Annotated in this window: 9 protein-coding genes; all 9 read left to right on the plus strand. The window is 58.6% G+C overall.

What is annotated here, in order from left to right; genetic code table 11:
* The first annotated feature begins 49 nt into the window (after window positions 1-49).
* The 9 genes from ACSQ27_RS04580 to ACSQ27_RS04620 all read left to right on the plus strand — a co-directional run bounded on the left by ACSQ27_RS04580 (window position 50) and on the right by ACSQ27_RS04620 (window position 25,153).
* Window positions 50-3,040 carry a SpvB/TcaC N-terminal domain-containing protein gene (locus tag ACSQ27_RS04580; RefSeq protein ID WP_436154279.1) on the plus strand — a complete coding sequence of 997 codons (2,991 nt, stop codon included), beginning with the start codon at window positions 50-52 and terminating at the stop codon, window positions 3,038-3,040.
* Window positions 3,041-3,091: 51 nt separating this feature from the next.
* On the plus strand, window positions 3,092-5,842 hold the full coding sequence (locus tag ACSQ27_RS04585; RefSeq protein WP_436154280.1) for a SpvB/TcaC N-terminal domain-containing protein: 2,751 nt from the start codon (window positions 3,092-3,094) through the stop codon (window positions 5,840-5,842).
* Window positions 5,843-5,900: 58 nt separating this feature from the next.
* Window positions 5,901-8,540: an FG-GAP repeat domain-containing protein gene (locus ACSQ27_RS04590; RefSeq protein WP_436154281.1), complete on the plus strand. Its 2,640-nt coding sequence runs from the start codon at window positions 5,901-5,903 to the stop codon at window positions 8,538-8,540.
* 49 nt (window positions 8,541-8,589) lie between these two features.
* Window positions 8,590-11,337 carry an FG-GAP-like repeat-containing protein gene (locus ACSQ27_RS04595; RefSeq protein ID WP_436154282.1) on the plus strand — a complete coding sequence of 916 codons (2,748 nt, stop codon included), beginning with the start codon at window positions 8,590-8,592 and terminating at the stop codon, window positions 11,335-11,337.
* Window positions 11,338-11,386: 49 nt separating this feature from the next.
* Window positions 11,387-14,185, plus strand: a complete 2,799-nt coding sequence (locus ACSQ27_RS04600) for a SpvB/TcaC N-terminal domain-containing protein (protein WP_436154283.1) — start codon at window positions 11,387-11,389, stop codon at window positions 14,183-14,185.
* A 49-nt stretch (window positions 14,186-14,234) separates the two neighbouring features.
* A complete protein-coding gene (locus ACSQ27_RS04605) occupies window positions 14,235-16,841 on the plus strand; it encodes an FG-GAP-like repeat-containing protein (protein WP_436154284.1) in 2,607 nt (868 codons plus the stop codon).
* 48 nt (window positions 16,842-16,889) lie between these two features.
* The gene (locus ACSQ27_RS04610) at window positions 16,890-19,673 is read left to right on the plus strand and encodes an FG-GAP-like repeat-containing protein (RefSeq protein WP_436154285.1); all 2,784 of its coding nucleotides are present in this window, start codon (window positions 16,890-16,892) and stop codon (window positions 19,671-19,673) included.
* 74 nt (window positions 19,674-19,747) lie between these two features.
* Window positions 19,748-22,405 (plus strand): FG-GAP-like repeat-containing protein, encoded by a 2,658-nt coding sequence (locus ACSQ27_RS04615; RefSeq protein ID WP_436154286.1) that lies wholly within the window; start codon window positions 19,748-19,750, stop codon window positions 22,403-22,405.
* Between the two features lie 72 nt (window positions 22,406-22,477).
* Complete coding sequence (locus ACSQ27_RS04620; protein ID WP_436154287.1) at window positions 22,478-25,153, plus strand: SpvB/TcaC N-terminal domain-containing protein; 2,676 nt, start codon at window positions 22,478-22,480, stop codon at window positions 25,151-25,153.
* The last annotated feature ends 51 nt before the right edge of the window (window positions 25,154-25,204 follow it).

A 25,204-nucleotide genomic window follows, 5' to 3' on the forward strand; every position in this document is an offset into this window, starting at 1 on the left:
AAAATCGAATTTGAATAACAGGATGCCGCGGGGCGGCAGGGGGAAACCGATGAGCTACAGGGGAGGCGCCTGCGCACGGATCGCAGCGGTAATCGCATTGCCGTTTGTTTGCTGGGGGGCCGACTTCGCAGTGGCCCAGACCACCATCGTTGCCGGCACCACGCCCGGCCAGTTCGCGGTCAACGAGTCAGGCGCCGCCACCTACCGCATTCCCATCCAGGTACCACCCGGCGTAGCCGGCATGGAGCCCAAACTCGAACTCAGCTACAACAGCCAGGGCGGCAACGGCCTGCTGGGCATGGGCTGGAGCTTGAGCGGTTTGTCCGCCATCAGTCGCTGCCCCCGCACAAAGGCCCAGGACGGCGTCAGGGGAGGTGTCAACTTCGACATGAACGACCGTTACTGCCTGGACGGGCAGCGGCTGGTCCTGGTGAGTGGCACGTACGGCGCGGCCGGCAGCGAATACCGCACCGAGTTGGACAATTTCAGCAAGATCGTCGCGTCGGGAACAGCCGGCAATGGTGTGGCCTCGTTCACCGTGCAAACCAAGGCCGGCCTGACCATGGAGTACGGCAACACGGCCGACTCCCGCATCGAGGCGCAAGGCAAGGCGACAGTCCGCGTTTGGGCGATCAACAAGATCAGCGATGTCAAGACCAACTACCTGACGGTCAGCTATTACAAGAGCGCTGACAGCAGCGTGTATGCGCCTTTAACCGTCGGCTATGACGGCAACGTGGTGAACATTGAATATGAGACTACTCGGGCAGACAGGGTTCAAGGCTATATGGCCGGTAGCCTTGTTCAGGTTGATCGGCGTATTTCCCATATCAAAACTCATGCGAGAGGCTCTTCGGACTTGGTGTTTGATTACAAGATCAGTTACACGGGTGGAACGACAGTTCAGCGCTCTGCAATAGCCAATATTTCAAGATGCGAGCGGAACGGAAACTGTCTGTCTGGATCGGCTTTGACTATTGGGAGTACGGCGACGGTGGGCTTTACGTCAAACAGTGCTCATTTAGCCAACCTGTCCGATAGCGCATTTGTGCACGGCGGGGGAGACGCTGGTCTTCGTGTGGTTGATTTGAATGGTGATGGCTTGCCGGATCTTGTGCACCTGGGGTACTTCGTCAACGGCGAGTTCGGTGGTGGTTTGATCAGACGGGCTTTTATCAATACCGGAACCGGTTTTGTTCGAAACGATGCCTATGTCAGCGGAGTCAGTGACAGCGCTTTTTCGCATAGCTACAGCCGTGACGGAGGCTTGCGGGTCGTGGATCTCAACGGTGATGGCCTGCCCGATCTGCTGCATCTGGGCTACTTTGTGAATGGCGAATGGGGCGGAGGCTCGCTAAGGCGTGCTTTCATCAACACAGGTTCAGGGTTCGTGCAGGACAACACGTGGACCGCCAACCTGTCCGATAGCGCATTTGTGCACGGCGGCCGTAGTAGTGGCCTGGAAATTGTTGATTTGAATGGTGATGGCTTGCCGGATCTTGTGCACCTGGGGTACTTCGTCAATGGCGAGTTTGGTGGCGGTTTGATCAGACGGGCTTTCATCAATACCGGAACCGGTTTTGTTCGAAACGATGCCTATGTCAGCGGAGTCAGTGACAGCGCTTTTTCGCATGCCTACAGCCGTGACGGAGGTTTGCGGGTCGTGGATCTGAACGGCGATGGCCTGCCCGATCTGCTGCATCTGGGCTACTTTTTGAATGGCGAATGGGGCGGAGGCGCGTTAAGGCGTGCTTTCATCAACACAGGTTCAGGATTCGTACAGGACAACACGTGGACCGCCAACCTGTCCGATAGCGCATTTGTGCACGGCGGGGGGGACGCTGGTCTTCGTGTTGTGGATTTGAATGGTGATGGCTTGCCGGATCTGTTGCACCTGGCGTACTTCGTCAATGGCGAGTTTGGTGGTGGTTTGATCAGACGGGCTTTTATCAATACCGGAACCGGTTTTGTTCGAAACGATGCCTATGTCAGCGGAGTCAGTGACAGTGCCTTTTCGCATAGCTACAGCCGTGAGGGAGGCTTGCGGGTCGTGGATCTCAACGGTGATGGCCTGCCCGATCTGCTGCATCTGGGCTACTTTTTGAATGGCGAATGGGGCGGAGGCGCGTTAAAGCGTGCTTTCATCAACACAGGTTCAGGGTTCGTGCAGGACAACACGTGGACCGCCAACCTGTCCGATAGCGCATTCGTGCATGGCGGCCGTAGTAGTGGCCTGGAAATTGTTGATTTGAATGGTGACGGAGTGTCCGATTTGCTGATGTTGGGGTATTTCCTGTCTGGTGAGTTTGGTGGTGGTGCGGTAATGCGCTCCTATTTGAACAATGGAATGGCGGACTACAGGCTCAAGGAGGTTCAGCAAGCCGGAGCAACAACAGATATCAATTACCAGCCGCTGACTAAAAAATCCATCTACACCAAAGACGCCGCCCCCAACGCCGCCGTATACCCGAAGGTAGATGTGCAGTACCCGATGTACGTGGTGAGCGAGGTGAAGACAAGCAACGGGGTGGGCGGGATGAACGCTGTGCAATACAGCTACGGCGGGTTGAAGGCCGAGCTGGGCACCGGCCGTGGAATGTTGGGCTTTCGCTGGATGAAATCAAAAAGCCTTACCAACAACATCGAAAGCCACACCGAGTTCAATCAGAACTGGCCATTGACGGGAAATGTCGCCAAGAGCGAGACGAGGCTGGCCGGCTCTGGCAACGCGGGCGTGCTCAAGCGCACGGCCAACACCTATGCCCAGGGCTCAGGCTCGGCCACAGGCACGACTTTCGTCTACCCCAGCCAGAGTATTGAGGAAAGCTGGGATCTGGGCGGTAGCCAGTTCCCCACAGTGACCAACAGCTACCAGTACGGCTTGGCTCCGCAATACGGCGACCCGACCCAGATCAGCGTGAGCAACAGTGCAGGCGCGGGCAAGACCACCGTCAATGAATACTGGCCGGCTAATACCAGTGGTGGCAATTGGATTTTGGGACGGCTCAAGAAAGCCACTGTCACCAGCGTCGCGCCGTAGCCAAGAACAAAAAGACAGTCAAACAACAAAACAAATCAAAGAGAGCAGGAAATGCAAAGAGAATTTCACAATGCATGGCTGAGCATGGCGCTGTGCTGGTTCGGTGCAGTGGTATCCGCTCCAGCGATGGCCCAGACCACCGTCGTCGCAGGCACCATGCCCGGGCAATTCGCGGTCAACGAATCGGGTGCTGCCACCTACCGAATCCCCCTCCAGGTTCCGCCCGGCGTCGCCGGCATGGAACCCAAACTTGAACTGGCCTACAACAGCCAGGGTGGCAACGGTTTGCTGGGTATGGGCTGGAGCCTGGGTGGTTTAAGCGCTATGGCTCGCTGCCCAAAAACAATGGCCCAGGACGGCATGCGGGGTGCGGTCAACTTCGACATGAACGACCGCTACTGCATGGATGGGCAGCGACTGATCCTGGTGAGTGGTGCGTATGGTGCGGCCGGCAGTGAATATAGAACCGAACTCGACAGTTTTAGCCGCATTACCGCTTCGGGCACCGCCGGCAACGGTGTCGCCTCTTTCACTGTGCAGACCAAGGCCGGTTTGACCATGGAGTACGGCAATACCGCCGATTCGCGGATTGAAGCGCAGGGCAAGGCCACGGTGCGGGTCTGGGCGATCAACAAGATCAGCGACGTCAAGACCAACTACATGGCGTTCAGCTACATCGAAGACAACGCGAATGGGGACTTCTATCCAGACAGGATCGATTATTCCGGGAATACCAGCGCTTCTTCAGGCACGGGTAACTCGGTTCAGTTCAGCTACGAGACAAAGCCGGACATTGTGCGAATGTATCTGGGTGGAAGCGCCGTTTCCTCGCAAAAACGACTGCTCAATGTACGAACGTATACCGGTGCAGCTCTTGCCGCCAACTATCGTGTGAACTATGGACCGCCAAGCGCAGCCACCTCGCGATCATTGGTCTCGGCAATTGACTACTGCGACGGAAGCGGCGCATGTTTTCCCGCCAAAAGTTTCGCCTGGTCGGATGGAGGCCAGGGGCTGAATCATCCTGTCAGCGCAACACAGACGGTAGCCGGCAACAACATTAAAGATTACTACGATGTCTATCCCGGGGACTACAACGGTGATGGCATCACTGATATTTATTACGTCGGAGCGGCCAACAGTTTGCTCTGCCCGGGGCCGGCTGTTGCTGAGGCCAATAGCCTCAGCCATTGTGTTCAAACCGTGGCAAACAACAATTGGAAAGATCAATTCAGAATCTATCCGGGAGATTACAACGGTGACGGCATCACAGATCTTTATTTGATTGGAGACGCTGGAACGGGGAGCTATTTTTGTGCAGGCCCGGCAATTGCCACAAGCCCTGCATGCGTCCAGACGGTCGTTGGCAACAACATCAAGGACTACTACGGCGTCTATCCCGCGGATTACAACGGCGATGGCATCACCGACATGTATTACATCGGGGTAGCCAACAGCTTGTTTTGCCCGGGCCCAGCTGTTGCCGGGGCCAATAGCTTGAGCGCTTGCGTCCAGACGCTGACAAACAACAACTGGAAAGACCCGTTCAGAATCTATCCTGGAGATTACAACGGTGACGGCATTACGGATTTCTATCTGATTGGAGATGCTGGAACTGGAAGTTATTTTTGCCCGGGACCGGCGATTACGACAAACCCTGATTGCGTCCAGACCGTCGCTGGCAACAACATCAAGGATTATTACGGTGTCTACCCCGGAGATTACAACGGTGACGGCATAACCGACATGTATTACGTCGGAGCGGTCAACAGTTTATTTTGTCCAGGACCCGCCGTGGCTGGGCCCAATAGCCTCGGCAACTGTGTTCAGACTGTGGCAAACAACAACTGGAAGGATTCCTTTCATGTTTACCCTGGCGACTACAACGGGGATGGCATGACGGATTTTTATTTGGTAGGGAACGCCGGAACAGGAAGCCATTTCTGTTCAGGCGTAAATCTGACGGCCAGCAACGCAAATATGTGTGTTCAGACCGTGGTGAATAACGACTGGAAAGGCGCTTTCAATATTTATCCCGGCGACTACAACGGGGATGGTGTCACCGACCTGTATCTCGTCGGATCTTCAGGCAGCCACTTTGCTTCAGGTGGCAATGGCAGACCGGACTTGCTGAATAGTGTGTCTGAGGGGGGCGTTCTTACAACGAAGATAGACAATGCGCCTCTCACAAGCCCATCTGTATACGCCAAGGATGCGGGATCTGTTTACCCGCGGCAGGACCTGCAACTCCCGATGTATGTTGTGAGTTCAGTCGCGAGCACCAACGGAGTTGGTGGCACAGTGACGACGCAATACAACTACGGCGGCCTGAAGGCCGAACTCGGTGCGGGCCGGGGCATGCTGGGCTTTCGCTGGATGAAGTCCCAAAACCTGGCCAACAACATCGAGAGCTACACCGAGTTCAACCAAGGCTGGCCTTTCACCGGAAGCGTGCTGAAGAGCGAGACGAGGCTGGCCGGCTCCGGAAACGCCGGTGTGCTCAAGCGCACCACCAACAGCTATGCCCAGGGTACAGGCTCGGCCACAGGCACGACTTTCGTCTACCCGAGCCAGAGCACCGAAGAAAGCTGGGACCTGGGCGGCAGCCCGTACCCCACAGTCACCAATGTTTACCAATACGGCCAGGGCCCGCAGTACGGCGACCCCACGCAGATCAGCGTGAGCAACAGCGCAGGCGCCGGCAAGACCACCGTCAATGAATACTGGCCGGCCAACACCGGAAGCGGCAACTGGATTTTGGGGCGGCTTAAAAGAGCCGTGGTGACGAGTGTGGTGCCGTAGCATTGATTAGGTACAGTCGACGGCAAACCAAAAAAGCAAAACGGAAACGAGGGATGGGATGCACGCTAAACACAGCAGGATATTGCGCTGCGCGGCTTTGTGGCTGCTGAGCGCGGGGCTTGGATTGGCCCAGGCCCAGACCACCACGGTCGCGGGTGGCACGCCCGGCCAGTTTTCGGTCAGCGAGTCGGGCGCCGCCACCTACCGAATCCCTCTCCCGGTTCCGCCCGGCGTCGCCGGCATGGAGCCCAAGCTCGAACTCAACTACAACAGCCAGGGCGGCAACGGTTTGCTGGGCATGGGCTGGGGCTTGGGAGGGCTCAGCATTATTGGTCGTTGCCCCCGGATCATAGCGAACGATGGCGTCAGGGGTAGCGTCAGTTTCGACATGAACGACCGCTACTGCATGGACGGCCAGCGACTGGTCCTGGTCAGCGGCACCTATGGCGCGGCCGGCAGTGAATACCGGACCGAGCTCGACAGCTTCAGCAAGATCGTCGCCTCGGGCACGGCCGGCAACGGCGTGGCCTCATTCACGGTGCAGACCAAGGCGGGCCTGACCATGGAGTACGGCAACACGGCCGATTCGCGCATTGAGGCGCAGGGCAAGGCGACGGCAAGGGCCTGGGCCGTCAACAAGATCAGTGACGTCAAGAACAACTTCATGACCTTTGTTTATACCGAGGATGACGCCAATGGCGAGGTTTACCTCAATACATTGCACTATGGCAATCAAAGCCTGGAAATGGCATATGAGGCTGCACCCGATCCGTCCGTCGGCTACAGCGCGGGTTCAAAGCTGACGCGCTCAAAACGGTTAAAAACGATCACGGCAAAGTCCGGTGCCAACCTTGTACGGCAGACGATCCTGCGGTATGTGCAAAGCGGCTCTACGCAGCGTTCCGTGCTTGGCTCTGTACAAACCTGTAACTCACTGAACCAATGTTTTCCCAGCATTGAATTCGAGTTCGGCTCCGAGGGTAGCGGTTTTGCCGGCACTCAGATGTCCTGGCCGTTGCCGGCGGCATCGGGGGCCGCAGGCTACATGAGCAAGACCGACACCACGGGCCGGTACATGGGCTTGGTGGATCTCAACGGTGACGGCTTGCCGGATTTTTACGCTTCGGGCCAATCGGCGGTCTGGCTCAACACTGGGAGTGGCTTTGCCAGCACTCCGACGCCCTGGCCGTTGCCTGCGGCATCGGGGGCTGTGGGCTACATGAGCAAGACCGACACCACGGGCCAGTACATGGGACTGGTGGATATCAACGGCGACGGTCTGCCTGATTTTTACGCTTCGGGCCAATCGGTCGTCTGGCTCAACACCGGTAGCGGCTTTGCCAGCACGCCGACCCCGTGGCCGTTGCCGGTGGCATCGGGGGCCGCGGGTTACATGAGCAAGACCGACGCCACGGGCCAGTACATGGGACTGGTGGATCTCAACGGCGACGGTTTGCCTGATTTTTACGCTTCGGGCCAATCGGCCGTCTGGCTCAACACCGGGAGCGGCTTTGCCAGCACACCGACACCGTGGCCGTTGCCGGCGGCATCGGGGGCCGCAGGCTACATGAGCAGGACCGATACCACGGGCCAGTACATGGCGCTGGTGGACCTCAACGGCGACGGTTTGCCGGATTTTTATGCTTCGGGCCAATCGACCGTCTGGCTCAACACCGGTAGCGGCTTTGCCGGCACTCCGACACCGTGGCCGCTGCCCGCGGCATCGGGGGCTGCGGGCTACATGAGTAAGACCGACACGACGGGCCAGTACATGGGCTTGGTGGACCTCAACGGCGACGGTTTGCCTGATTTTTATGCTTCCGGCCAGTCGGCGGCCTGGCTCAACACGGGAAGTGGTTTCGCCAGCACCCTGACGCCGCGGCCTCTACCGGCATCATCGGGGGCCGCCGGCTACATGAGCAAGACCGACACCACGGGGCAGTACATGGGACTGGTGGATATCAACGGCGATGGCCTGCCCGATTTTTATGCCTCCGGTCAATCGGCGGTGTGGTCGGCTGGGCTGGATACCTCCCGCAGACTGGTCAGGGTGTCGTCACAGAATTACGTCATCACCATTTCGTATGAGGGGAGCGGCGTTTACACCAGGTACGGCGATGCGGTTTTCCCTGAAGTTGACACTCAAACTTTCAACCTGGTGAATTCAGTCTCCAGCAGCAACGGCATAGGCGGGATGGTGACGACGCAATACAGCTACGGTGGACTGAAGGCCCAGCTCGGCACGGGCCGCGGCATGCTGGGCTTTCGCTGGATGAAGTCGAAGAACCTGGCCAACAACATCGAAAGCTACACCGAGTTCAACCAAGGCTGGCCTTTCACCGGAAGCGTGCTGAAGAGCGAAACGAGACTGGCCGGCTCGGGCAATGCCGGTGTGCTCAAGCGCACGACCAGCAGTTACGCGCAAGGTGCAGGTTCGGCCACAGGCAGCACCTTTGTCTACCCCGGCCAGAGCGTCGAAGAAAGCTGGGACCTCGGTGGTACCCCGTACCCCACAGTCACCAATGTTTACCAATACGGCCAGGGCCCGCAGTACGGCGACCCCACGCAGATCAGCGTGAGCAACAGCGCAGGCGCCGGCAAGACCACCGTCAATGAATACTGGCCCGCCAACACCGGCAGCGGCAACTGGATTCTGGGTCGGCTCAAGAAAGCCACTGTCACCAGCGTGACGCCGTAGGCAAGAACAAAGACGATCAAACAACAAAACAAATCAAAAGAGGGTAGGGATGCAGAAAAAATATTGCGACGCAATGGTGGTCACGGCGCTGTGCTGGCTTGGTGTGGCATCCATGCCCGCGATGGCCCAGGGCACGACGGTGGCCGGTACGATGCCGGGGCAGTTCGCGGTCAACGAATCGGGGGCTGCCACCTACCGCATTCCTGTTCAGGTTCCGCCTGGTGTGGCAGGGATGGAGCCCAAACTTGAACTCAGCTACAACAGCCAGGGTGGCAACGGTCTGCTGGGCATGGGCTGGAGTCTGGGTGGTTTGAGCGCGATCACCCGCTGTCCAAGGACCATGGTCCATGACAGTGTGCGGGGAGGTGTCAACTTCGACATGAACGATCGTTACTGCCTGGACGGTCAAAGGTTGATCCTGGTCAGCGGCACTTACGGCACTGCGGGCAGTGAATACAAAACCGAGCTGGACAGCTTCAGCAAAATCGTCGCGTCGGGCACCGCCGGCAACGGCGTCGCGTCCTTCACGGTGCAGAGCAAGGCCGGGCTGACGATGGAGTACGGCAACACGGCTGATTCCAGAATTGAAGCGCAGGGCAAGCCAACCGCCAGGGCCTGGGCCGTCAACAAGATCAGTGACGTCAAGACCAATTTCATGACGTTCAGCTACACCGAAGACAGCGTCAATGGGGACTTCTATCCCAGCCGCATTGACTATTCGGGAAACATCGCTTCCGGGCAAGCTGCCGCCAATTCAATTGAATTCGCTTATGAGGCGAGGACCGGCATGTTTATGCCGTCATTCACCGCGGGCAGCGTTATGCAATATGCCAAGCGAATGACGGGAATCAAAACTTATATTGGCGCTCTTGCGGTCAAAAGCTACCAGCTTGTTTATGGTCCTGTTGCAACCGGAAAAAGGCCGCGCTTGTCTCAGATACAGGAGTGCGACGGGCAGGCAATTCCTGCCTGTTTGGCGCCCATTAGCTTGGAGTGGACCGGCAATACAGGATTGATGTACACGGAATGGACGAATGGAAATGGTCTTACAGGCGAAATGAATAAATATGAAGCCTTCGTACTGGACCTCAATGGTGACGGCCTTGCTGACCTGATTCAAACTCCGCGAAGCGCCGCAGGGCTTTTCGTCAGCATCAATGGAGGAGATGGGAATTTTCAGCAGTGGGATCATATTGCTGGTTTGTTGGGTCCGGCCAATGACTATTCGTCGTATTTCGCGGACCTCAACGGTGACGGTTTGCCGGACCTGCTGCATATGTCACGCACCACGAATTTGGGCTACGTAAGCATCAACCCAGGGAATGGATATTTTGCGACCTGGCAACACACCACCAGCTTGACGGGGGAAACCAATAACTACGATACCTACTTGATGGATGTCAATGGAGATGGTCTGGCCGACCTCGTGCAGGTTGCGAAAAACTATAGCTCGATAGGAGTCAGCATCAATGGGGGTAGCGGGAATTTTCAAACCTGGAGCCACATCGTCGGTTTGACGGGGCCGGGGAATAACTTTGCGAGCTATTTTGCCGACGTCAACGGCGATGGTTTGCCCGATTTGGTTCATCTGGCCCGAAATACCAACCAAGGCTATATCAGCATCAATCCAGGCAACGGGTATTTCAGCACATGGGCCTACATCACCAGCCTGCCTGGTCCTGCGGACAGCTTTAATACCCACCTGATCGACGTTAATGCTGATGGCATTGCTGATTTGATTCAAACTTCGCGCACGACTGCTGCGACTTACGTCAGCGTGAACGACGGCACCGGCAACTTCCAGGCTTGGAGTCATTACACCGGCTTATTGGGGTCAGCCAGTGAATACGATTCTTATTTTGCCGACCTTGATGGCGATGGGTTGCCCGATCTTGTCCATGTCACGCGTGCCACCAACTATGGCTATATCAGTATCAACCCAGGTAAAGGCTATTTCCACACATGGGACTACCAGACGCCATTGTTTGGTGCGGGTAATAGCTATACCCACTATTTGGCGGATCTGGACGGTGATGGATTGCCGGACTTGTTCCAGATCTCGCGTTATTCCACTGCGAACTGGTCAACGAAGAACCTCAGAAAGATGCCCGATTTACTGTCGACAGTCAGTCGTCCTGCCGGCCCGGTTGGTACCTTTATTTATTCACCCCTCAGCAAGTCCGCTACCTACACCAAAGACACAGGAGGGGCAGCGGCGACATACCCCAAGCTGGACCTGCAATACCCGCAATACGTAGTGAGCACAGTCGCGAGCAGCAACGGCATAGGCGGCACAGTTACCACGCAGTACAGCTACGGCGGCCTGAAGGCCGAGCTCGGGACGGGCCGAGGCATGCTGGGCTTCCGCTGGATGAAGTCAAAAAACCTGGCGAACAACATCGAGAGCTACACCGAGTTCAACCAGAACTGGCCCCTGACGGGAAGTGTCGCCAAGAGCGAAACGCGCCTGGCCGGCTCCGGCAACGCAGGCGTGCTCAAGCGCACGACCAACACCTATGCCCAGGGCACAGGCTCGGCCGCGGGCACGACTTTTGTCTACCCCAGCCAGAGCGTCGAAGAAAGCTGGGATCTGGGCGGTACCCAATATCCTACCGTTACCAACGCCTATCAGTACGGCCAGAGTCCCCAATACGGTGACCCAACCCAAATCAGTGTGAGCAACAGCGCAGGCGCGGGCAAGACCACCGTCAATGAATACTGGCCGGCCAATACAGGAAGTGGTAGCTGGATCCTGGGACGGCTCAAGAAAGCTACTGTCACCAGCGTCGCGCCGTAGGCAAGAAAAAGTCAACAACAAAACAAATCAATCAAAAAGAGGGCAGGGGATGCAAAGAGAATTTCACAATGCATTACTGGGCGCGGCGCTGTGCTGGTTCGGTGCGGTGGTATCCGCTCCAGCGATGGCTCAGACCACCATCGTCGCAGGCACCACCCCTGGCCAATTCTCGGTCAACGAGTCAGGCGCCGCCACCTACAGAATCCCCATCCAGGTTCCTCCCGGCGTGGCCGGCATGGAACCCAAACTTGAACTGGCCTACAACAGCCAGGGCGGCAACGGCCTGCTGGGCATAGGCTGGAACCTGAATGGATTAAGCGCCATCACTCGTTGCCCCAAAATCATGGCCACTGAAGGCGTGCGCGCGGGGATTCAGATGGATGCGACCGACCGGTTCTGCCTGGATGGAAGCAAACTCGTTTTGGCGGGGGGGACCTACGGCGCCGGCGACAGCGTGTACCGGACCGAGCTCGACAGCTTTGCGTTTGTTACCGCCCTGGGTGGGGACAACTCCAATTCCGCGGCTTACATCGGGCCAGCGAGTTTCAAGGTGCAGACCAAAGCCGGATTGACCCTGGAGTTCGGCACGACGGTCGACTCCAGAATCGAAGCCCAAGGGAAAAATGCTGTCTTGACCTGGGCGCTCAGCAAAATCACGGACGTCAAAGGCAACACGCTCACGGTAGCCTATAACGAAGACAATGCCACCGGCTCCTTTGAGCCCACAAGCATTGCGTATGCTGGCGGCACCGCATCCGTCGTATTCAGCTATGAGGCGCGCACCGATATTCAGCCGCGTTACGTGCAGCGCAGCGCGGTTCGGCTGGACAAGCGGCTCAGAAGCATCAAGACCTATGCCAACAGCGCTTTGGTGAAAGACTACCAGATAACTTTTGAGTCCAGCCCTTCAACAAGCCGTTCGCGGCTGGCCTCGGTCAATGAGTGCTCGGGTGCGGGGGGATGCCTGGCGCCTCACAGCTTTATCTACAACGACATCACCACCGATCCCTGGAACTGGAGTTGGTCTGCTCATGGCGCCCAGTCTGACGGGTGGGCAATGGCCGACTTGTTTGGCGATGGCCGCAAGGTTTTCTGGACGCATCAGGGCGGAATGCACTATGCCACTGCATTTAAACCCGACGCCACGGTACAGAACTGGGCATGGCCGGGCGGGCATGGCAATGGTGCCGACGGTTGGGAAATGGCGGATCTGTTCGGCGACGGCCGGCAGGTCTTCTGGACCCACAGCGGAGGCCAGCATTACGCAACGCGGCTTAACGCGGACGGGACCTCACAAAGCTGGACCTGGTCCGGGCACGGCGTCGGCAGTGACGGCTGGCGGCTGGTCGATTTGTTTGGCGACGGCCGCAAGGTCTATTGGACGCACAGCGGCAGCCAGCACTATGCGACGCGTCTCAATCCGGATGGGACCGCGCAGCACTGGACCTGGACCGGCTTTGGCGTCGGCGAGCGTTGGCAATTTGCCGACGTCTTCGGCGATGGCCGGCAGGTGTACTGGACGCATAGCGGTGTCACCCATATGTTTACCCGCCTCAACCAGGATGGAACCTCGGAAAACTGGGAGCGGTCGGGCCACGGCGTCCAGCCTGACGGATGGCAGTTTGGGGACCTGTTTGGCGATGGGCGGCAGGTGTACTGGACGCACCGGGGAGGCCTTCATGCCGCAACGGCCCTTGCCATGGATCGTGCGACGCAGGCCGTGACCACCCAGAACTGGGAATGGTCGGGCGGCCATGGTGTCCATCCCGACGGATGGCAGCTTGCGGATCTGTTTGGGGATGGCCGGCAGGTGTACTGGACGCGCAGCGGTGGCACCCATATGGGGACGCGCCTGAACCCGGATGGAACAAGCCAGAGCTGGACCTGGAGCGGCGGGCATGGCACCGGCAGCGATGGGTGGCAATTGGTTGATCTTTTCGGTGACGGCCGCAAGGTCTATTGGACGCGCAGCGGCAACTACCATTACGCCACGCGTTTGAATGCGGATGGAACGGTGCAGAACTGGAACTGGTTTGCATTCGGTACGCTAGACCGGTGGCAGATGACCGATTTGTTCGGTGACGGCCGACAGGTGTATTGGGCGCACAGCGGCGGGAATCATTATATTTCTCAGTTCGCGCACGGTCCTTCCGACTCCATGAAATCCGTGAGCATTGGATCAAACGTGGGGCAGAGCGTCACTCACAAGACCCTGCTGGCGGCATCCATGAGTGCCGGTTACACCAAGGACACGGGCACCGATGCGGCGGTCTATCCGAAGGTGGATCTGCAGTTCCCGATGTATGTCGTCTCTTCCGTCGATAGCGGCAACGGCATAGGCGGCACCGTCACCACCCAATACAACTACGGCGGCCTCAAAGCGGAGCAGGGCACAGGCCGAGGCATGCTGGGCTTCCGCTGGATGAAGTCAAAAAACCTGGCGAACAACATCGAGAGCTACACCGAGTTCAACCAGAACTGGCCCCTGACGGGAAGTGTCGCCAAGAGCGAAACGCGCCTGGCCGGCTCCGGCAACGCCGGTGTGCTCAAACGCACGACCAACACCTATGCCCAGGGCACAGGCTCGGCCGCGGGCACGACTTTTGTCTACCCCAGCCAGAGCGTCGAAGAAAGCTGGGATCTGGGAGGCAACGCATACCCCACCGTCACCAACGCTTATCAGTATGGCCAAAGCCCGCAGTACGGCGACCCAACGCAGATCAGCGTGAGCAACAGCGCGGGCGCGGGCAAGACCACTGTCAATGAATACTGGCCGGCCAACACCGGCAGCGGTAGCTGGATACTGGGGCGGCTCAAGAAAGCCACTGTGACCAGCGTCGCACCCTAGGCAAGAACAGCGATAGCCAAACAACGAAATCAATAAAAAGAGGGTGGGGATGCAAAGAAAATTTCACAACGTATTGCTGGGCGCGGCGTTGTGCTGGCTAGGCGCGGCAGCATCCATGCCTGCGATGGCCCAGACCACCACGGTGGCTGGCACGATGCCGGGCCAGTTCTCGGTCAACGAGTCAGGCGCCGCCACCTACCGAATCCCTATCCAGGTCCCTCCCGGCGTGGCCGGCATGGAACCCAAACTTGAACTGGCCTACAACAGCCAGGGCGGCAACGGCCTGCTGGGCATGGGCTGGAGTTTGGGCGGACTTTCCGCTATCAGCCGTTGTCCCCGCACCCTGGCGCAGGACGGCGTCAGGGGGAGCGTCAATTTCGACATGAACGACCGCTACTGCATGGACGGCCAGCGGCTGGTACTGGTGAGCGGCAGCTACGGCGTTGCCGGCAGCGAATACAGAACTGAGCTCGACAGCTTCAGCAAGATCGTCGCGTCGGGAACGGCCGGCAACGGCGTCGCCTCTTTCACCGTGCAGACCAAGGCCGGCTTGACCCTGGAATACGGCAACACGGCGGACTCCAGGGTGGAAGCGTCGGGCAAGCCTAGCGTGCGCGCCTGGGCCATCAACAGGATCAGCGACGTCAAGACCAACTACATGACGTTCAGCTACGCCGAAGTCGGCGCCACCGGCGACCACTACCCCTCGCGCATCGACTACGCGGGCAACGTTGCCGCCGGAAGGCTGCCCACCAGTTCCGTGCGTTTTGTGGTGGAAACCAGGCCCGACGCTCCACCGCTGTACCACGCCGGGTCCTTCGCCAATAACGCGGTCCGGCTCAAGACCATCCAGACCTTCTCGGATGCCGCGGCGCTCAAGGAATACCGGCTGAGCTACACACTGGGGGTGGCGACCGGGCGCTCGAAAGTCACCCAGCTGCAGGCCTGCGTGGCCAACACCTGCCTGCCGCCGGTCGCCATGGCTTTCACGGACGCTCCCAACCGGTTCACGCCCTACAGCGCGTGGAGCACAGGGCATTCGGCCAATGACAAGCTGGGGGACTTTAACGGCGACGGCAAGACCGACATCATCCAGACCCATGCCAACGGCAATGCCTATGTCTGGCTTTCAACGGGAACGGGCTTCGCACCCGCCGCGGTATGGAGTACGGGCCACTCCGAGAATGACAAGCTGGGAGACTTCAACGGCGACGGCAAGACCGACGTGATTCAGACCCACTCCAATGGCAATGCCTATGTATGGCTGTCAACGGGAACGGGCTTCGCACCGGCCGCGGTTTGGAGCACGGGCCACTCCGAAAACGACAAGCCGGGAGACTTCAACGGCGACGGCAGGACCGACGTGATCCAGACCCATGCCAACGGCAATGCCTATGTCTGGCTGTCGACCGGTACAGGTTTTACCTCCGCAGCCGTGTGGAGTACCGGACACTCGGAGGGCGACAAGCTCGGGGATTTCAACGGCGACGGGAAAACCGATGTCTTCCAGGTCAGCTCCGGCGGCACCGGCTACGTGTGGCTCTCGACCGGCGCCAATTTCCTGCCTTTCGCCGCCTGGAGTTCAGGGCATACCAGCAGCGACCAGTTGGGGGATTTCAACGGCGACGGAAAAACCGATGTCTTCCAGGCCAGCTCCGGCGGTTCGGGCTACGTGTGGCTCTCCACCGGCGCCGTGTTCCTGTCACCCGGCGTATGGGGCACGGGCCATTCCATGTACGACAAGCTGGGGGACTTCAACGGAGACGGCAAAACCGACGTGATCCGCACGCACTCCAATGGCAGTTCTTATGTGTGGCTGTCGAACGGCAAAACCTTCGAGCCCTGGACCCACTGGAGCACCTCAGGCCACGCCGAAGCCGACAAGCTCGGAGACTTCAACGGCGACGGGAAAACCGATGTCTTCCAGGTGAGCAGCGGCGGCACCGGTTATGTATGGCTGAGCGACGGCCCGATGCCGGATTTGCTGGCGCAAGTAGACAACACCCAGGGTGCGGTCACTTCGTTGATCTCCAAACCATTGACCGACAGCAGCGTCTACGTGAAAGATGGCGGTTTCACGTATCCCCGGATCGACCTGCAGCCTTCGCAGCATGTGGTGGCCTCAGTGACGAGCAGCAACGGCGTAGGCGGTACTACGACGACGCAGTACAACTACGGTGGGCTCAAAGCGGAGCAGGGCACGGGAAGAGGGATGCTGGGCTTCCGCTGGATGAAGTCAAAGAACCTTTCGAACAACATCGAGAGCTACACCGAGTTCAACCAGAACTGGCCGCTGACGGGAACCGTGGCCAAGAGCGAAACGAGACTCGCCGGTTCCGGGAACACGGGTGTTCTTAAACGCACCACCAATACCTATGCCCAGGGCGTGGGTTCAGCTGCTGGGACGACCTTTGTCTATCCCAGCCAGAGCATTGAAGAAAGCTGGGATCTGGGCGGAAGCGCCTACCCGACAGTCACCAATACGTATCAGTATGGCCAGAGCCCGCAATACGGGGACCCGACGCAGATCAGCGTGATCAACAGCGCAGGGGCAGGCAAGACCACCGGCAACGAATACTGGCCGGCCAACACCGGCAGCGGCAGCTGGGTGCTCGGTAGGCTCAAGAAAGCCACCGTCACCAGCGTCACACCGTAACAATCAGAGCATAAACAGCAAAAAGCAGAACCAAAAAAGAGGGCAGGGATGCAAGAACAATATTGCAAGGCTATAAGGGGAATGGCACTGTGCTGGCTGGGTGCAGTCATCGCTATTCCAGCGATAGCTCAGACCACTACGGTCGCGGGCCATACGCCCGGGCAGTTCTCGGTCAATGAGTCAGGTGCGGCGACTTATCGCATTCCCGTCCAGGTTCCACCCGGTGTCGCCGGCATGGAGCCCAAGCTGGAGCTGGCCTACAACAGCCAGGCCGCCAACGGCCTGCTGGGCATGGGCTGGAGTTTGGGCGGGCTCAGCGCCATCAGCCGCTGCCCCCGCACGATGGCGCAGGACGGCGTTAGGGGCGCCGTCAACTTCGACATGAATGACCGCTATTGCATGGACGGGCAGCGTTTGATCCTAGTCAGCGGCACCTATGGCGTCGCCGGCAGCGAATACCGCACCGAGCTCGACAGTTTCAGCAAAATTGTCGCGCCAGGTACCGCCGGTAATGGCGTTGCCTCTTTCACGGTGCAGACCAAGGCCGGTTTGACCATGGAGTACGGCAACACTGCCGACTCACGCGTGGAGGCGCAAGGCAAAACCTCGGTACGGGTCTGGGCCATCAACAAGATCAGCGACGTCAAGACCAACTTCATGACGTTCAGCTATATCGAAGACAACGCCAATGGAGATTTCTATCCCAGTCGCATTGATTACGCGGGTAATACAAATGCTGGCAAGGCTCCCGCGAATTCGGTGCGATTTATTTACGAGACCAGGCCCGATGTGGCAACGGCATACCAGGCAGGAGCCATCATTCGGAGCTCCTCACGCCTTAAGGAATTACAGGTCTATGAGGGTGCCAGTGCAATCAGGAACTACCGGGCTGGTTTTGACTTGAGCGTTGCCACGAAGCGATCACGGCTGGTCTCTTTGCAGGAGTGCGCTACGGGTGGCATGTGCCTGTTCCCCATTTCCATTGCGCACACCCCGGCAGCTCATGTTGTTTTCAGCAGGTCTATCGATGTTGCTGGCTGGGGGGCGGGATCCAGTTTCACGGACAGCAATATTTATCCCGTCATCATTGGCGACTGGAATGGTGACGGCAAAACCGATTGGGCGCGTGTTCAGGGCAGTGCCATCAGCTTCCTGGTTTCTACGGGTACCGGCTTTGAAAGAATCGCCGATGTTGCGGGATGGGGCCCTGGGTCAGGCCTCACGGACGGCAACATCTATCCCATCATCACGGGCGACTGGAATGGTGACGGCAAAACCGACTGGGCGCGCGTTCAGTCCGGCGCCGTTAGTTTTTATGTTTCTACGGGTACCGGCTTTGAAAGAATTGCCGATGTCGCGGGATGGGGGCCTGGGTCCGGCCTCACGGACGGCAACATCTATCCCATCATCACGGGCGACTGGAATGGTGACGGTAAAACCGACTGGGCGCGCGTTCAGTCCGGCGCCGTCAGTTTTTATGCCTCTACGGGTACCGGCTTTGAAAGAATTGCCGATGTTGCGGGATGGGGGCCCGGGTCCGGCTTCACGGACGGCAACATCTATCCCATCATCACGGGCGACTGGAATGGTGATGGCAAGACGGATTGGGCACGTGTCCAATCCGAATCCATCAGTTTTTTCATTTCGACAGGCAGCGGGTTTGAACGAATGCCTGATGTCCCTGGTTGGGGCCCCGGGGTAGGTTTTAGCAATGGAAGCGTCTACCCCATCTTCACGGGTGACTGGAATGGTGATGGCAAGACGGATTGGGCACGTGTTCAATCCGAATCCATCAGCTTTTTCATTTCGACAGGCAGCGGGTTTGAAAGAATTTCCGATGTCCCTGGATGGGGGCCCGGGGTAGGTTTTTCCAATGGAGGTGTCTATCCCATCATCACGGGGGACTGGAATGGTGATGGCAAGACAGACTGGGCACGGGTTCAATCCGAATCCGTCAGTTTTTTCGTTTCGACAGGCAGCGGGTTTGAAAGAATTCCCGATGTCCCTGGATGGGGGCCCGGGGTGGGTTTTTCCAATGGCGGTGTCTATCCCCTTATCACGGGTGACTGGAACGGGGATGGCAAAACGGATTGGGCGCGATTCCAGTCTGCCACCGTCAGTTTTTTCACAGAAAACAATCCCATCCCCGATTTGGCAAGCGAAATAAGCAGACAAGGCAGTGTCGTGCAGTTGACGACCCAGCCACTGACCAATAGCGCGGTCTATACCAAAGACATTGCTCCCAATGCCTCGGCGTATCCGAAGCTGGATCTGCAATACCCGCAGTACGTGGTGAGTTCGGTAGCCAGCAGCAATGGCGTTGGCGGTATGGTCACCACGCAGTACAACTACGGCGGTTTAAAGGCAGAGCAGAACACAGGCCGGGGCATGCTGGGCTTCCGCTGGATGAAGTCAAAGAACCTTTCGAACAACATCGAGAGCTACACCGAGTTCAACCAGAACTGGCCGCTGACGGGAACCGTGGCCAAGAGCGAAACGAGACTCGCCGGCTCCGGGAACACGGGTGTTCTTAAACGCACCACCAATACTTATGTCCAGGCTGCCGGCTCGGTCGTTGGTACCACTTTCGTTTACCCTGGCCAGAGTATTGAAGAAAGCTGGGACCTGGGCGGCAGCGCTTACCCCACCGTCACCAACGCCTACCAGTATGGCCAGAGCCCGCAGTATGGCGACCCTACGCAGATCAGCGTGAGCAACAGCGCGGGCGCGGGCAAGACCACCGTCAACGAATACTGGCCCGCCAATACAGGCAGCGGAAACTGGATCCTGGGACGGCTCAAAAAAGCCACCGTCAGCAGCGTGACGCCGTAGCCTTGATCGGATAGAGTGGAGCCAGGCAAAGAGCAAAAAAGCTAAAAAGCCAAAGTAAAAACAAGAGGGCAGGGATGCAAAAAGAATTTCGCAAAGCATTGCGGGAGGCGATGTTGTACTGGCTTGGCGTGGCGGCGGCTATCCCCGCCATGGCGCAGACCACCACGGTGGCCGGCACGATGGCGGGGCAGTTCTCCGTCAACGAAAGCGGCGCCGCCACATACCGCATCCCGATCCAGGTGCCGCCCGGCGTGGCCGGTATGGAGCCCAAACTCGAACTGGGCTACAACAGCCAGGGCGGCAACGGCCTGCTCGGCACGGGCTGGAGCCTCAGCGGCTTGAGCGCCATCGGCCGCTGCCCCAAAACCATGGCCCAGGACAATGTCAGGGGCAGCGTCAACTTCAGCATCAACGACCGCTATTGCCTGGACGGGCAGCGGCTGATCCTGGTCTCGGGCACCTACGGCACAGCCGGCAGCGAATACAGAACCGAACTGGATGGCTTCAGCCGCATCATTGCCTCGGGAACAGCGGGCAATGGCGTGGCCTCTTTCACGGTGCAGAGCAAGGCCGGGCTGACGATGGAGTACGGCAACACGGCCGATTCCAGGATAGAGGCGCAGGGCAAGCCCACCGTCAGGGTCTGGGCCGTCAACAAGATCAGCGACGTCAAGACCAACTTCATGACGTTCAGCTATGTTGAAGACAGCGCCAACGGCGACTTCTATCCGAGCCGAATTGATTATTCGGGCAATGCCGCCGCCGGCCAGGCCGCAAGCAACTCCGTCCGGTTTGTTTATGAGTCTCGCCCGGACGTGGTGCCCATGTATGCCGCCGGAAGCCTCGTCAAAAACCAGGTGCGGCTGAAGGCCGTGGGGGCCTACCAGGGCAATAGCCTCAGCGCCGCGTATGAAATTTCCTACACGACCCCGGCTGGAACGGTTCGGCCCAAGGTCGCAACCATCAAAAAGTGCGACGGTGCATCCACGTGTTTTGCACCTCTGCAATTTACCTATGCACTGCCACCAACGACGTGGGAAGAAGCGCCCGCGCTGAATCTCCCATATCCCGTCTGGTCACGCGGCCTAGACAACGAGGGGATGCAGTTCGTTGACGTGAACGGCGATGGAATGGTCGATATCGTGCGTAACCTGTGGGTCGACGGCACGATTCACAAAAATGCCTGGCTTAATACCGGAGACGGCTGGCAGGAGGCTCCGCAGTACGCGCCGCCTTATCCGATTTTCTCGCGCGGGTATGACAACGAAGGCATTCAGTTTGTCGACGTCAACGGAGATGGCCTGGTCGACATCGTCCGTCATATCTTTGCCTACGGAAACAGTTACACAGGCGCGTGGCTCAATACAGGAAACGGCTGGCAGTCGGCCCCCCAGTACGTGCCTCCTTATCCCATCTATTCACGCGGGCTCGACAACGAGGGGATGCAGTTCGTCGACGTCAACGGTGACGGCCTGGTGGACATCGTGCGCTACCTTCAGGTCGGCGGGGACATTTATAGAACGGCCTGGTTGAACACCGGCAACGGCTGGCAGGAAGCGCCGCAATACGCTCCTCCCTATCCGCTCTGGAGCAGGGGGGGCGACAACGAAGGCATCCAGTTTGTGGATATCAACGGCGATGGCCTGGTGGACATGGTGCGCCACCTGTTCGTCGGCGGGGTCAGCCACAAGACCGCCTGGCTCAATACCGGAGCTGGCTGGCTGGAGGCGCCGCAGTTCGCGCCTCCCTACCCGATTTACTCACGAGGCCTTGACAACGAAGGCATGCAGTTTTTCGACGTCAACGGCGATGGGCTGGTGGACATTGTCCGGTATCTAGTCGCCAACGGCGTGTCGTATAGAACCGCCTGGCTCAACACCGGCAGCGGCTGGATTGAGGCGCCTCAGTTCGCGCCGCCTTATCCCTTGTGGTCGCGCGGACTGGACGGCGAGGGCATGCAGATCATCGACATTGACGGCGATGGCACCGCCGACTATCCACGGTATCTTTTTGCGAACGGCACGGCTTATCGCTCGGTGTGGAAAAGACCCGAAAGCAGCTTTGCCTTGACGTCCATCTCGGACGGTTTTTCCACCACCACCGTGAAGTACAGGCCGGCGAGCAAAACAGGCGTCAACACGCCTGATGCCGGAAATCCGGGCGCCTCCACTTTCAACATCAAGGCATTCGGATACCTTGTGACCGAGGTGGAGCAAAGCAACGGCATAGGCGGGACAGTCACGACGCAATACAGCTACGGCGGCCTGAAAACCCAGCTCGGCACGGGCAGGGGCTTGCTGGGCTTCAGGTGGATGAAGTCGAAGAACCTGGCCAACAACATCGAGAGCTACACCGAGTTCAACCAGAACTGGCCTTTGACGGGAAGTGTGCTCAAGAGCGAAACGAGGCTGGCCGGCGCGGGCAACGCAGGCGTCCTGAAACGCACGACCAACAGCTACGCGCAGGGCACAGGTTCAGCCACGGGCACGACCTTTGTCTACCCCAGTCAGAGCGTCGAAGAAAGCTGGGACTTGGGCGGCGTGCCATATCCCACGGTGACCAACGTTTATCAATACGGCCAGAGTCCGCAGTACGGCGATCCCACGCAGATCAGCGTGAGCAACAGCGCAGGCGCCGGCAAGACCACTGTCAACGAATACTGGCCCGTGAACACCGGAAGCTGGATACTGGGGCGGCTCAAGAAAGCCACAGTGACGAGCGTGACGCCGTAGCATTGATCAGATAAAGTCGGCGGCAAGCAAAAGCTGAAAAAGCCAAGAGCAAAAAGTTAGACGAGGGTGGGGATGCAGAACAAATATCGCAAGCTGGTACGCTGCGCGGCCTTGTGGCTGCTCGGTGCGGGGCTCACCGTGGCCCAGGTGCAAGCCCAGACGAGGGTTGCGGGCACTGCGCCCGGACAGTTCTCGGTCAACGAATCGGGTGCCGCCACTTATCGAATCCCCATCCAGGTTCCGCCCGGCGTCGCCGGCATGGAGCCCAAACTCGAACTCAGCTACAACAGCCAGGGCGGCAACGGTTTGCTGGGCATGGGCTGGAGCTTGGGCGGGCTGAGTGCCATCAGCCGCTGCCCACGCACCATGGCCCAGGACGGCGTCAGGGGAAGCGTCAAGTACGACATGAACGACCGCTACTGCATGGACGGCCAGCGGCTGATCCTGGTCAGCGGCGCGTATGGCGCGGCCGGTAGCGAATACCGCACCGAGCTGGACAGCTTCAGCCGCATCACCGCGTCGGGAACCGCTGGCAACGGCGTCGCCTCTTTTACCGTGCAGACCAAAGCGGGTTTGACGATGGAGTATGGCAACACGGCCGACTCGCGTATTGAGGCCGAAGGCAAGAGCAGTGTCAGGGTGTGGGCCATCAACAAGATATCCGACGTCAAGACCAACTACATGACGTTTAGCTACACCGAAGACAATGGCAACGGCGAGTACTACCCCGCCAGGATCGATTATTCCGGCAATACCGCCGCTTCGAAGAGCCCGGTCAACTCCATTCAGTTCACCACTGAAGCGCGCCCTGATGTTGCCACGGGCTACCTCGCTGGGCGCTACGTTGCGTCCCAAAGGCGCTTGTTGAATGTTCGCGCGTTTGTCGGGACCAGTTTGACCGCGGTGTACCGTGCCCGCTATGAGCTCAGTCCCAATACTTCACGCTCCAGGGTGACGTCATTTGACGTTTGCGATGGAAATGACAATTGCTTTGCAGCCAAGAACTTCGCCTGGCGCGGTGTGGCGCAGGGAATTGCCCAGGCCAACAACGCTGTTCTGACGGTACTCGGGGACTGGAAAAGCCAGTTCAATGTCTACCCTGGTGACTACAACGGGGATGGCTTCACGGATCTTTATCTGATCGGGAATTACGTCAGCACGTTTTGCCCCGGCCCTGGGATTGCGTCTGCCAACAACTGTGTCATCACGGTGAACGGCGACTGGAAAAGCCAGTTCGATGCCTACCCCGGTGACTACAACGGAGACGGCATCACTGATCTTTATCTGGTTGGAACCGATGTGAGCGTGTTTTGCGCGGGCCCCGGGATCGCGTCAGCCAACAACTGCGGGATAACCGTTAACGGCGACTGGAGAAGCCGGTACAACATCTACCCCGGTGACTACAACGGGGATGGTGTCACTGATCTTTATTTGATTGGCCCCGATGTCAGCGTGTTTTGCGCGGGCCCCGGAATCGCGTCTGCCAACAACTGCGCCGTCACCGTGAACGGCGACTGGAAAAGCCGGTACAGCGTCTACCCCGGTGACTACAACGGGGACGGCGTGCTCGATATCTACCTCGTAGGGTACGAAGGCAGCTACTTCTGCGCAGGCCCTGGAATTGCGTCTGCCAACAACTGCGTGACAACGGTGAGCGGAGATTGGCGAAGCCAGTTCAAGGTCTACCCCGGTGACTACAACGGGGATGGCGTGACGGATCTTTATATGATGGGATCCGATGTCAGCGTGTTCTGCGCGGGCCCCGGAATTGCATCGGCCAATAACTGCGGCATAACAATCAACGGCGACTGGAAAAGCCGTTTCGATGTCTATCCAGGAGACTACAACGGCGATGGCATCACTGATATTTATATGATTGGATACGATGTCGGCGTGTTCTGCGCAGGCCCTGGAATTACGGTGGGCAACAATTGCATCGACACGGTGCATGGAGACTGGAGGAGCTGGTATAGCCTTTACCCGGGTGACTACAACGGGGACGGAATTCTCGATTTATATCTCATCGGGGCCGGGCGTAGTCACTTTGCCGCAGGTGCCAGTGGCCAGCCGGATTTGCTGATCAGCGTCTCTGATGGAACGAATGTCAACACCACCATCGAACACAAGCCGTTGACCAGCGCATCCGTACATGCCAAAGGGACGGGATCTGTGTACCCAAAGAGGGATCTGCAGTACCCGCAATACGTGGTGAGTTCAATCGCCAGCAGCAACGGTATCGGCAGCACAGTCACCACCCAGTACAACTACGGCGGCCTGAAGGCCGAAGTCGGTACGGGCCGCGGCATGCTGGGCTTTCGCTGGATGAAGTCCAGGAGTCTTTCGAACAACATCGAAAGCTACACCGAGTTCAACCAGAACTGGCCTTTGACGGGAAGCGTCGCCAAGAGCGAGACACGCCTGGCCGGCTCGGGCAACGCCGGCGTGCTCAAGCGCACGACCAACAGCTACGCGCAAAGCGCAGGTTCGGCCACAGGCGCTACCTTTGTCTATCCCAGCCAGAGCATTGAAGAAAGCTGGGACCTGGGCGGCAGCGCATACCCCACGGTCACTAATAGCTACCAGTACGGCCAGAGCCCGCAGTACGGCGACCCCACGCAGATCAGCGTGAGCAACAGCGCAGGCGCGGGCAAGACCACCGTCAATGAATACTGGCCGGCCAACACCGGCAGCGGCAACTGGATACTGGGCCGGCTCAAGAAGGCCAGCGTCACCAGCACCGCACCGTAAGCAGCGCTCCATAAACATAAGTAAGCAGCAAGAAGCACAAGCAATCAAGAG

Source organism: Polaromonas sp. LjRoot131, from assembly GCF_964252805.1.
Lineage (GTDB): Bacteria > Pseudomonadota > Gammaproteobacteria > Burkholderiales > Burkholderiaceae_C > Polaromonas.